Source organism: Mesorhizobium sp. M1322, assembly GCF_040318085.1.
Lineage (GTDB): Bacteria > Pseudomonadota > Alphaproteobacteria > Rhizobiales > Rhizobiaceae > Mesorhizobium.
The window spans coordinates 1-9,633 of record NZ_JAMYLP010000141.1 but is presented as its reverse complement, the minus strand read 5'-3'; the positions used below and the strand labels follow the sequence as shown (position 1 = coordinate 9,633).

Annotated in this window: 11 protein-coding genes and 1 other RNA gene; 3 read left to right on the top strand and 9 right to left on the bottom strand. The window is 63.8% G+C overall.

Annotation, left to right across the window (positions count from 1 at the left end; genetic code table 11):
• Positions 1-170: 170 nt before the first annotated feature.
• From recR to ffs, 6 genes are all read right to left on the bottom strand, one after another.
• On the bottom strand, positions 171-776 hold the full coding sequence (recR, locus tag NKH12_RS28900) for a recombination mediator RecR (protein ID WP_352956248.1): 606 nt from the start codon (positions 774-776) through the stop codon (positions 171-173).
• Between the two features lie 268 nt (positions 777-1,044).
• Positions 1,045-1,950 (bottom strand): cell wall hydrolase, encoded by a 906-nt coding sequence (locus tag NKH12_RS28895; protein WP_352956247.1) that lies wholly within the window; start codon positions 1,948-1,950, stop codon positions 1,045-1,047.
• A 172-nt stretch (positions 1,951-2,122) separates the two neighbouring features.
• The gene (locus NKH12_RS28890; RefSeq protein ID WP_352956246.1) at positions 2,123-2,488 is read right to left on the bottom strand and encodes a hypothetical protein; all 366 of its coding nucleotides are present in this window, start codon (positions 2,486-2,488) and stop codon (positions 2,123-2,125) included.
• A gap of 18 nt (positions 2,489-2,506) precedes the next feature.
• Positions 2,507-2,830, bottom strand: coding sequence for a YbaB/EbfC family nucleoid-associated protein (locus NKH12_RS28885; RefSeq protein ID WP_352956245.1), 324 nt, complete (start codon positions 2,828-2,830; stop codon positions 2,507-2,509).
• Positions 2,831-2,912: 82 nt separating this feature from the next.
• A complete protein-coding gene (locus NKH12_RS28880; RefSeq protein WP_352956244.1) occupies positions 2,913-4,757 on the bottom strand; it encodes a DNA polymerase III subunit gamma/tau in 1,845 nt (614 codons plus the stop codon).
• 105 nt (positions 4,758-4,862) lie between these two features.
• Positions 4,863-4,959, bottom strand: an RNA gene (gene ffs, locus NKH12_RS28875) — signal recognition particle sRNA small type.
• A gap of 248 nt (positions 4,960-5,207) precedes the next feature.
• On the opposite strand from ffs, the gene NKH12_RS28870 reads away from it, so the two are divergent.
• The 3 genes from NKH12_RS28870 to NKH12_RS28860 are packed head-to-tail and all read left to right on the top strand — an operon-like array spanning position 5,208 to position 6,915.
• A complete protein-coding gene (locus NKH12_RS28870) occupies positions 5,208-5,627 on the top strand; it encodes an HIT domain-containing protein (protein WP_352956243.1) in 420 nt (139 codons plus the stop codon).
• 34 nt (positions 5,628-5,661) lie between these two features.
• Positions 5,662-6,612, top strand: a complete 951-nt coding sequence (nudC, locus tag NKH12_RS28865) for an NAD(+) diphosphatase (protein ID WP_352956242.1) — start codon at positions 5,662-5,664, stop codon at positions 6,610-6,612.
• Between the two features lie 9 nt (positions 6,613-6,621).
• Positions 6,622-6,915, top strand: a complete 294-nt coding sequence (locus NKH12_RS28860) for a Dabb family protein (protein WP_352956241.1) — start codon at positions 6,622-6,624, stop codon at positions 6,913-6,915.
• On the opposite strand, the gene NKH12_RS28855 is transcribed toward NKH12_RS28860, so the two are convergent.
• From NKH12_RS28855 to NKH12_RS28845, 3 genes are all read right to left on the bottom strand, one after another.
• Complete coding sequence (locus NKH12_RS28855; RefSeq protein WP_352956240.1) at positions 6,912-7,562, bottom strand: glutathione S-transferase family protein; 651 nt, start codon at positions 7,560-7,562, stop codon at positions 6,912-6,914. The two genes, NKH12_RS28860 and NKH12_RS28855, sit on opposite strands and share 4 nt — an antisense overlap.
• Before the next feature lie 146 nt (positions 7,563-7,708).
• Positions 7,709-8,512 carry an alpha/beta hydrolase gene (locus tag NKH12_RS28850; protein WP_352956239.1) on the bottom strand — a complete coding sequence of 268 codons (804 nt, stop codon included), beginning with the start codon at positions 8,510-8,512 and terminating at the stop codon, positions 7,709-7,711.
• Between the two features lie 63 nt (positions 8,513-8,575).
• A complete protein-coding gene (locus NKH12_RS28845) occupies positions 8,576-9,439 on the bottom strand; it encodes a prephenate dehydratase (RefSeq protein WP_352956238.1) in 864 nt (287 codons plus the stop codon).
• Positions 9,440-9,633: the final 194 nt, after the last annotated feature.

The window sequence follows — 9,633 nt, the reverse complement described above, 5'->3', positions numbered from 1 at the left end:
CCCGCAAACCGGGCCAATGTGGCTCGATTGCGGTTCAAAAAACGCCCCACGCGCCATCTGCGCCAAACTTCGGCTCCCGTGCAAAGCCCTCCTTGTGGGGGAGATGTCCGGCAGGACAGACGGGGGCGCGAAGGAATGCAATCATCTCAATAGCGCCCCTTCCCCCAACGTCAAAACGCCGTCCGCGAGCGTAGCGCCGCGGCCAGCGTGCCTTCGTCGAGATAGTCGAGTTCGCCGCCGACCGGTACCCCATGCGCCAGCCGCGTTACTTTGATGTCGAAGCCGGACAATTGATCGGTGAGATAATGCGCGGTGGTCTGGCCCTCGACCGTGGCGTTGACGGCAAGGATCACCTCCTTGACCTCGCCGCCGGCGACACGGTCGACCAGCGATCGGATGTTGAGCTGCTCTGGGCCGATGCCGTCGAGCGGCGACAGCGAGCCGCCGAGCACGTGGTAGCGGACATTCATAGCGGCCGCCCGCTCCAGCGCCCACAGGTCGGCCACGTCCTCGACGACGATCAGCGTGCCGGCGTCGCGGCGTGGATCGGTGCAGATCATGCAGGGGTCGGACGTATCGACATTGCCGCAGGTCGAGCAGATGCGCACCTTGTCGACCGCCTCCCTCATGGCGGCGGCGAGCGGCGACAGCAACTGCTCCTTCTTCTTGATGAGGTGAAGCGCTGCCCGCCTGGCCGAACGGGGCCCGAGCCCCGGCACCTTGGCCAGAAGCTGGATCAGGCGTTCGATCTCGGGACCGGCGATTCGCTTCGACATCGCATTGGTTTAGGATTTTTCCGCGCGCTTTGGAACACTTCCGCGGCGCGGCTGCCGCGAAACAATCGCTCAGGTTTCCGCTGCCCCTCATTGCCCTGCCGGGCATTTCTTCCCGTATAGTGACGGGGAGAAAGGGCGCCTTCGCAAAAGATTTCGCCAATCTCAAGCGCGCAGGAAAGGTGCCAAGGTTGCGGCCAGCCCCTTCTCCACGGGGAGAAGATGCCGGCAGGCAGATGAGGGGCGGCGCCGACGTCGACGGTCGATCGCCTCAGTATGCCTCCAGCGGCCGGCTTTGGCCGGCGATCATCGCACCGATGGCGTCGGTGTTCTCGGGTGTCGATTCAAACGACATCGTCGGCTCGGCCGGCGCCGCCGGGAATGACGTGACAGGTTGCGCACCGGCGGTGCCGCCGAAACGGGCCGCATCCGGCTCCTGCATCGGCTCTTGCATCGCCACAAGCGTCGCCTTCTCCGGCGTCGCCTTCTCCAGAGTAGCCTTTGCCGGTTGCGGTGCGACCGCGGTCACATAGGTTGCCTTGGCGAATTTTGCCTTGGCGACCGGCGCCGCGGAGGCCACGAGCGTCACTGGTGCGGCGCGCGCCGACGTCCGCGCTGTGGACTGTGCCACCGCGACCGTGGGCTCGTCCGGCAAAGGTTTCCAGTTCCGGCCGCGCTTTTCATAGAAGGCGTTGCCGCCGGCAACCATGGTGTAGTGCATGTTCTTGTAGGGGAAACGCAGGCCGGCGGTGTGAAAGAACATCGTGTTCTTCAGCTTGGCCTTGCGCTCGCCCCTAAGCACCGCCTCGGCGGCTTCCTCGACATCGGGCATCGCCTTCGAATTCATCCGCCGTGTCATCACGCCCGGCGCGAATTGACCGCGCTCGCCGACCACCTGGCAGATGGTGGTGCCGTGCTTGCCGGAGCGCAGCCGGTTCATCACCACCGTGCCGACGGCAATCATGCCGTCACGGCTCGACCGGTTGGATTCGAAGAACATCGCGCGCTGGAGGCACTCCTTGTCCTTCGCTGTGTGGCTGTAGGGCCGGGACCTGACGGCATCGGCCAGGCTGGCCACGGACAGGCCGTGCGAGGTGGTCTGACTGCAGGCGGCCAAAAACAGCGGAGAGGTGATGACGCCGAGCAACAACGGCGTCTTCCATCGGGTCCCGATCAAAGATATCCCCTCATTCTGTCGCCAGCCCGCCCCTGGTTGCGGCAAGAATGAGACACTTTCAGGCAAAAAGATGGCTAAAGCGTTGTTAAGTGGAAAGTGGCGGAATAGACACACCCGATAGAGGCGCAGATTTAACTGACTGACGGTACGAACCCGTTGCCCGGGTTCGGCCTCATCGAACTCCTCCGAAAACAGCCCGCGTTGCAGGAACAGCATCCGTGCGTCCGTTGCTTTCGGTGCAATCTGCAGCGGCCAGACGCTTTCGACGAACTCGGCCTTCGTGAAATCGGGGGTAGCCGCGCAGGCAGCTTCTAGAAGATGGGCGATTTCCAGCACCGATGGCACGTTCATCCTTCGACAGGACCGACATGCGGGATTCGTTCGACGGGCGATGGATGAAATCGTCGAACAAATCGAGATAGCCGCTGATTCCAACCAGATCCACGCCGACGTCGCAATCGGCCAGGATTTCCAATATCTCATAGATCCTGTTTCGGACGCGCTGCCCTATCAGCCTGGCTGATGGTTCTTCGGTCATGGCGGCCGCTGAGTATTGCTAGAAAGGCAGCTTCATTCCCGGCGGTATCGGCAGCCCCGCGGTCAGTGCCTGCGTCTTTTCCTGCATCATCTGCTCGACCTTGGCCCTGGCGTCATTGTGGGCGGCGAGAAGCAGATCCTCCAGGATCTCGATCTCGTCCTCCTTGAACAGAGACGGATCAACCTTCAGCGACTTCATCTCGAATTTGCCGGTCAGCGTCACGTTGACCAGGCCGCCGCCGGCCTGTCCGGTGGCTTCGAGCGTGGCGATCTCGTCCTGCATGGCCTGGAACTTGGCCTGCATTTCCTTCGCCTTGCCCATCAGGCCGAGAAGATCTTTCATCGCGTGGTCCTCTTCGATTGATCTGTTTCTTGTTTAAGCATGATCTTCTCCGAAAACCGGCTCCCACTTTTCGGGATCATGCTTAGGTTTCGTCGTCGTCCGCCGCCGGCTCGACCGGCAGGTCAGCCTCGACCGCATCGGCTTCCGGTGCGTCGGGAATGCGCACGTCGATGACCTTGGCGCCGGGAAAACGCGCCAGGATGGCGGCGACGGTCGGGTCGCTCTTGGCGTCGAGGAGGGCGTTTTCGCGTTTGGTCGATTCCATCTCGGCCAGCGTCTGGCCGCCCTCTTCCTTTGACAGCGAGACCAGCCAGCTGCGGCCGGTCCAGGCGCGCAATTTGGCGGTCAGATCGTTGAGCAGCATCTTCGGCGCGTCATCGGTCAGGCTGACGTCGATGCGGCCCGGCTCGATGCGCACCAGACGCACGCAGCGCTTCACCAGCACCTTGAAGGCCACGTCGCGCTGGGCGTCGGCGAGGGCGACTATGTCGGCCAGCGACTTCACCGGCACCGGCGGCGCATCCGCGACCGGCTCCGGCGCCGGAACGAAGGCTGCAGGCATCGGCTCGGGTTCGACCAGCCGCATGGTCTGCGCGCCGCCATTGGCCGTCGGCATCCGCGTCTGCGCAGCAGCGCCGGCGCCGCCATTTCCGGGACTTACTGGACCGGGACTGGCTGGGCCGTGATTTGCGACCACAGAGCTTGCGGGCGCACCATTCGAGCGCGGCGAGCCATTCGGCACCGACGCTCCGGCCTCCAGCGATTTCAGCGCCTCATCCAGTGTCGGCAGGTCGGCGGCATGCGCCAGCCGGATCAGCACCATTTCGGCGGCACTGACCGGCCGGTTGGAGGACTGCACCTCGGGAATGCCTTTCAACAGCATCTGCCAGGTCCGCGACAGCACTCTGACCGACAGCGCCTTGGCGAAATCGGCGCCGCGCCAGCGCTCGTCCTCCGACAGCGACGCGTCATCGAGGGCCGTCGGCACGAAGCGCAACCGGGTGACGAGATGGTTGAACTCGGCCAAGTCGGTCAGCACCGCGGCCGGATCGGCGCCGGTGTCGTACTGGTTGCGGAACTCGGCCAGTGCGGCCGCGACGTCGCCCTTCATCACATGTTCGAACAGGTCGACGATGCGGGCGCGGTCGGCGAGCCCGAGCATGGCGCGCACCGCTTCGGCGCTGACAGCGCCGCTGCCATGGGCGATCGCCTGGTCGAGTATGGACAGCGAATCGCGCGCCGATCCTTCGGCCGCACGGGCGATCATCGCCAGCGCGTCGTCGTCGACCGCAATGCCTTCTTTGCCGGCGATCGAGGAGAGATGCGCGACCAGCGTGCCGGCATCGATACGCCTGAGGTCGAAGCGCTGGCAGCGCGACAGAACGGTGATCGGAACCTTTCTGATTTCGGTGGTGGCGAAGATGAATTTGACGTGCGGCGGCGGCTCTTCCAGCGTCTTCAGCAGGCCGTTGAAGGCCTGCGTCGAGAGCATGTGCACTTCGTCGATGATGTAAACCTTGTAGCGCGCCGACACCGGCGCGTAGCGCACGCGCTCGATGATGTCTCTGATATCGTCGATGCCGGTATGCGAGGCGGCGTCCATCTCGATGACGTCGACATGGCGGCCTTCCATGATCGCCTGGCAATGCTCGCCCAGCATGGCAAGGTCGACCGAAGGCTGGTCGACGGCGGCGGTTTTGTAGTTGAGCGCCCGCGCCAGAATGCGCGCCGTCGTCGTCTTGCCGACACCGCGCACGCCGGTCAGCATCCAGGCCTGGGCGATGCGGCCGGTGGCGAAGGCGTTGGTGAGGGTGCGAACCATCGGCTCCTGGCCGATCAGTTCGGAGAAATTCGCAGGACGGTATTTACGCGCCAGAACGCGATAGGCGGCGGCCTTTTCCGTTCCCGAATTTCCGGCTTCGCTCATTCGCCCGTAAAGCTCCAAGGGCCGCGCCTGCAGGCGGCCGATTCCTGCGCATAGTTTCGCCCGCAGGGCTTGGCGCCGTCAATGTCGCGGGAGAAAGGCGAAGAGGTGGGAGGCTGGAACAATGACCCGTTCCGGGCTCGTTAGGGCTGCTTCCTTCCGGACCTGACCCGGTTGGCGAGTGGACCGTCCACCACCAACCTCCCGCTTTCCATATCGGCAATTCGGCGATGAAATGCAAGGGCGCAGGATCAATCAGCCGGGAGTGGCGCCGAAAGCTGAAACAAAAAACCCGCCTCGGGGCGGGTCATTGGCGCAAATCAGCACTATGCCCAAACCATTAGCATAACTGCCGTCACAAAGCAACGATTCGCTTGCTGCCTCTTGCGGGCCACCGGCAGCCGCTCTAGCGTTCAAAAGTATAAAAAACAAGACAAAAGTGAAGGAACGCCGATGTTGCCGGGCCTCAAGGCCGGATTCACGCTGGACGCTCGTCTGGAGGCGGACAGCGAACAGTTGATGTGGCTCGGCCTGTGCGAGTTGCGGGTGATGAACGATCGCCGCTGGCCGTGGCTGCTTCTGGTGCCGCAGCGGCCGGGCGTGGAGGAAATCCACGATTTGACGCCGCTCGACCAGACTATGCTGACCTTCGAGACCAATATGGTGGCGCAGGCGCTGAAGAGGGTGAGCGGCTGCACCAAGATCAACACCGGCGCACTCGGCAACATCGTTCGTCAGTTGCATGTCCACGTCATCGCCCGCTCGGAAGGCGATCCCGGCTGGCCGGGCCCGGTGTGGGGGCACGGCATGCGCGAACCCTATCAGCGATCCGACCTTCGCCGGTTTGCGCAACAGGTAAAGGCGGCGCTATAAGCCTGTCCCGTGTCCATCCTGAAGTTGAGACCCCATGAGCTTCCGCCTGTTTGACGCGCCCTTGCGCGAGCCGAGCCAGTTCGTCGGCTTCGCCGGCAACATGATCGACCGGCAATCGGAAAACCGCGCCGATGATTCCGTCGAAAAGGCACTCGCCGATCCCTCAGCCAGGCTATTGCTGATGCATGGCGGGCGGCTCTACCTGAAGCTCAGGGATGGCGGCTTCGATCCCTGGTTCGGCGCCGAGGAAAGCCAGCCGCTCCAGGTGTTGCTCGACCATGGCGTCCTGCTCGGTTTTTCCGACAGCGGGCCGGTGCTCGCCGTGCCGGCCGGGCTCGATCCCGAACAACTGCCGGAGACGATCAAGGCCATCGACTATCGCTCGGTCTATATGCAGGGGCTGATCGACGAAGCGGCGGCCGGCGCGATGGCGCAAGGAGCAGCGCTGCTCGCCTGGCATGCGAGCCACCGCTTCTGCAGCAAATGCGGTGCTGAAGCCGAAATGCGGGCCGGCGGCTACAAGCGGCTTTGCCCGGCCTGCGCCACCGAGCATTTTCCACGCACCGACCCGGTGGCGATCATGCTGACGGTGACGCGCGAAAAATGCCTGCTTGGCCGCGGCCGCCATTTCGCGCCGGGCATGTATTCGGCGCTTGCCGGCTTCATCGAACCGGGCGAGACGATCGAGGCGGCGGTGCGCCGTGAAACGTTGGAGGAAGCCGGCATCAGACTTGGCCGCGTCGTCTACCATGCCAGCCAGCCCTGGCCGTTTCCCTATTCGCTGATGATCGGCTGTTTCGGCGAACCGCTCAACGACGACATCCAGGCCGACCTCAACGAGCTGGAGGACTGCCGCTGGTTCTTTCGCGACGAGGTGCTCTCGATGCTGGCCCGCGAGCATCCGGGCGGCCTCGTCACGCCGCCGAAAGGGGCGATCGCCTACAACCTCATTCGCGCCTGGGCCGACAGCGCGCAAAACTCATAGGGGAGCGAAATGATCCGTCACACAGTGGTGTTCAGGCTGAAGCACGAGGAGAGCTCGGCCGAGGAGGCAAAATTCCTCGCTGATGCGAAGATACTGGCGGCGATACCGGGCGTTGAAAAGTTCGAGCAGTTGCGGCAGGTCAGCCCGAAGAACGATTATCGCTTCGGCTTCTCGATGGAGTTCGCCGACCAGGCCGCCTATTCAGGCTATAACGACCATCCCGACCACGTCGCCTTCGTCCGCGACCGCTGGATCCCGGAAGTCGAGGCTTTTTTGGAGATCGACTACGCGCCGCTGAGTTAAGTTGGTGACTTGCCTGTGAAAACCGCCAGTTGAGCGGCGAAAGCACGCTTATAGGCGGGCCGGGCTTCGCCGCGGGCGACATAGGCGGAGAGGTTCGGATATTCGTCCAGAATACCCGACCCGCTCAACCTTAGCAGCACGTGCACCATCATCAGGTCCCCGGCGCTGAACGCGCCATCGAGCCAGTCGGCATCGCCAAGGCGACCGGAAAGTTCGCCCAGCCGGTCACGGATGCGATCCTCGACCATAGGCAGGCGCTGTTCGTGCCAGGTCTCGTCGCGCTCCAGGAGCACGGCGGTTTGGCGCTCTAGGATCGGCGGCTCCACGGTGTTTAACGCGGCAAACATCCATGAGATTGCGCTCGCCCTGGCATTCGCTTCGTCTGACAGCAGGCCACCATGGCGCTCCGCGATATGGAACACGATCGCCCCCGACTCGAACAGGGCGAGATCGCCTTTTTCATAGGTCGGAATCTGCCCGAAAGGATGGAGTGCTCGATGCGCAGGTTCGTTCATCGCTTTGAACGAAACAAGACGAACCTTGTAGGGCTGGCCGACTTCTTCAAGCGCCCAGCGAACGCGCATGTCACGCGCCAGCCCCCTGCCACGATCGGGCGACCGTTCAAATGCGGTGATGGTGGGGGTCATTGGAAGGCTCCGGATGATTGCATGACGCCATCATACGTCACGGAGTTGATTGAGATCAGTTTCCTCATCTCGTCGTCGCCTTTTTTCGATTGCGGCAAGCAAAGGACGAATGTCGCGCGGGGATTCCGACATCCGGGGACTGCTTTTCAATCGCGCATGACCGCCGCAACTGAGGCGCGTAGCGCTCCGGCGAAGTCGGGATGGCCATAGAGGTCGTTGTGCCCAGCCGCTATGGCGATGTGGCTGCGCAGATCACGGGCAGCCTCGCGCAGAGGTGCCGAACGTGCCGCAGGAACGATGGTGTCGTACTCGGCGACGATGACCGCCGTAGGCACATCGAGGTCGCGCAGGGATCCTGCCGCCTCCATGTGGTGCCGCAGCAAGAGGCGCACCGGCAGCCAGGCATAGTGGTGAGCGGCGAGTTCTTTCAGCGAATCGAAGGGCGTAACCATGACGATGCCGCGCAGGGGCCGGGCCGTCGCCAGATCGACCGCAACCGCAGCGCCGATGCTAAGGCCGATAGCGACGATGCCGGCCTTGGCATCGGCGGCCAGGTGGTCATGGGCGCGTCGGGCGTCCTCGAACAGGGCGGAGGCCGACGGGCTTCCGCTGCTCGGCGCATAGCCGCGGTAGTGCAGCGCAGCGACCTCATGTTCTGGGAAGAGCTGGTGCAGCATGAGGGCAAGTGCGTCGGCATTCCAGGCATTGCCGGCGAATCCCAGCAGGAGCGGTCGTGGCTCGGCCACCGCCTGTCTTGCCGGCAGGCGCACCAGAACGACGCGCTCGCCATCCTCCGTCGCCAGATCGACATGGCGGGCCCCGGCCGGCAGATCGGGTCCGAACGCCGCGAGGCCGGCCGGAAAGATCAGCCAGGACTGAAGCACATACACCACGGCGACAACGACCGCATACAATCCAGCGACTGCGAGCGTCAGTTTCAGAAGCCACATCGCAGGAATGTCGCCCGACGCTCGTCACCTGGCAAGGCGCTGGGTTCAGGACGTGCAAGGGTCCTAATCCGCCACCTTCCATTGCTCGCGCGATTCGCTGGCCGGATAGACGCCGAGAATTCGCATTTCGCGCGAGAAGAAGGCAAGCTCGTCGAGCGCGAGCTTCACCAGCGGATCGTCGGGATGGCCCTCGATGTCGGCATAGAACAGGGTCGCCGTGAATGCGCCGAGCTGGTAGCTCTCCAGCTTGGTCATGTTGATGCCGTTGGTAGCAAAGCCGCCCATTGCCTTGTAAAGCGCGGCCGGCACGTTGCGGACGCGGAAAATGAACGTCGTCATCATCCTCGCGTCGGCGGAAGGGCGTTCTGCCCACTGCCTGTTCCTGGTCAGCACGACGAAGCGGGTGACGTTGCTGTCGGTGTCCTCGACATTCTCCTCGATGATATCGAGCCCGTAGAGCGTCGACGCCAGCGCCGGCGCCAACGCCGCCATGGTGCGATCCTTCAGCCCGGCGACCAGCTTGGCCGCGCCCGCCGTGTCGCCGGCGACCATCGGCTTCCAACCGTTCTTGCGGATATATTTGCGGCATTGGCCGAGCGCATGGATATGGCTGTGCACGGTCTTGATCTCGTCGCGCCTGACGCCCGGCAAGACCATCAGCTGGAAATGGATCGGCAGGAAATATTCGCCGACGATGTGCAGCTTCGATTCCGGCAGGAGGTGGTGGATGTCGGCGACGCGCCCGGCAATCGTGTTCTCGATCGGGATCATGGCGAGGTCGGCCTTGCCGGTCTCGACCGCGTTGAAAGCATCCTCGAAAGTCGGGCACGGCAACGGCTCCATATCAGGGAACATGTTGCGGCAGGCGGTGTCGGAATTGGCGCCCGGCTCGCCCTGGAAGGCTATTCTGTTGGTTTTTTCGCGCATGCCAAATGTCTCGGGTTGACCAGATGTTTCAGATTGAAAGGAGGGTTCTGGCTCGTTCGAGATCGTCCGGCGTGGCGCCGCCGCCCGGCGCCGCCAGGCCGGGCTAGGCGGGGGGGGGCCTGGCCGCCGGCCCCGCCCGGGACTGGGCGCGCGTTTGGGGCCGGTGCCGCGGCGGCGGCGGCCGCGCGCCCAAG

Excerpts from the sequence above, each read along its gene's own strand:
- recR (WP_352956248.1), bottom strand. The coding sequence starts at position 776 with ATGTCGAAGCGAATCGCCGGTCCCGAGATCGAACGCCTGATCCAGCTT.
- NKH12_RS28890 (WP_352956246.1), bottom strand. The coding sequence starts at position 2,488 with ATGACCGAAGAACCATCAGCCAGGCTGATAGGGCAGCGCGTCCGAAAC.
- NKH12_RS28885 (WP_352956245.1), bottom strand. The coding sequence starts at position 2,830 with ATGAAAGATCTTCTCGGCCTGATGGGCAAGGCGAAGGAAATGCAGGCC.
- NKH12_RS28880 (WP_352956244.1), bottom strand. The coding sequence starts at position 4,757 with ATGAGCGAAGCCGGAAATTCGGGAACGGAAAAGGCCGCCGCCTATCGC.
- NKH12_RS28870 (WP_352956243.1), top strand. The coding sequence starts at position 5,208 with ATGTTGCCGGGCCTCAAGGCCGGATTCACGCTGGACGCTCGTCTGGAG.
- nudC (WP_352956242.1), top strand. The coding sequence starts at position 5,662 with ATGAGCTTCCGCCTGTTTGACGCGCCCTTGCGCGAGCCGAGCCAGTTC.
- NKH12_RS28860 (WP_352956241.1), top strand. The coding sequence starts at position 6,622 with ATGATCCGTCACACAGTGGTGTTCAGGCTGAAGCACGAGGAGAGCTCG.
- NKH12_RS28855 (WP_352956240.1), bottom strand. The coding sequence starts at position 7,562 with ATGACCCCCACCATCACCGCATTTGAACGGTCGCCCGATCGTGGCAGG.
- NKH12_RS28850 (WP_352956239.1), bottom strand. The coding sequence starts at position 8,512 with ATGTGGCTTCTGAAACTGACGCTCGCAGTCGCTGGATTGTATGCGGTC.
- NKH12_RS28845 (WP_352956238.1), bottom strand. The coding sequence starts at position 9,439 with ATGCGCGAAAAAACCAACAGAATAGCCTTCCAGGGCGAGCCGGGCGCC.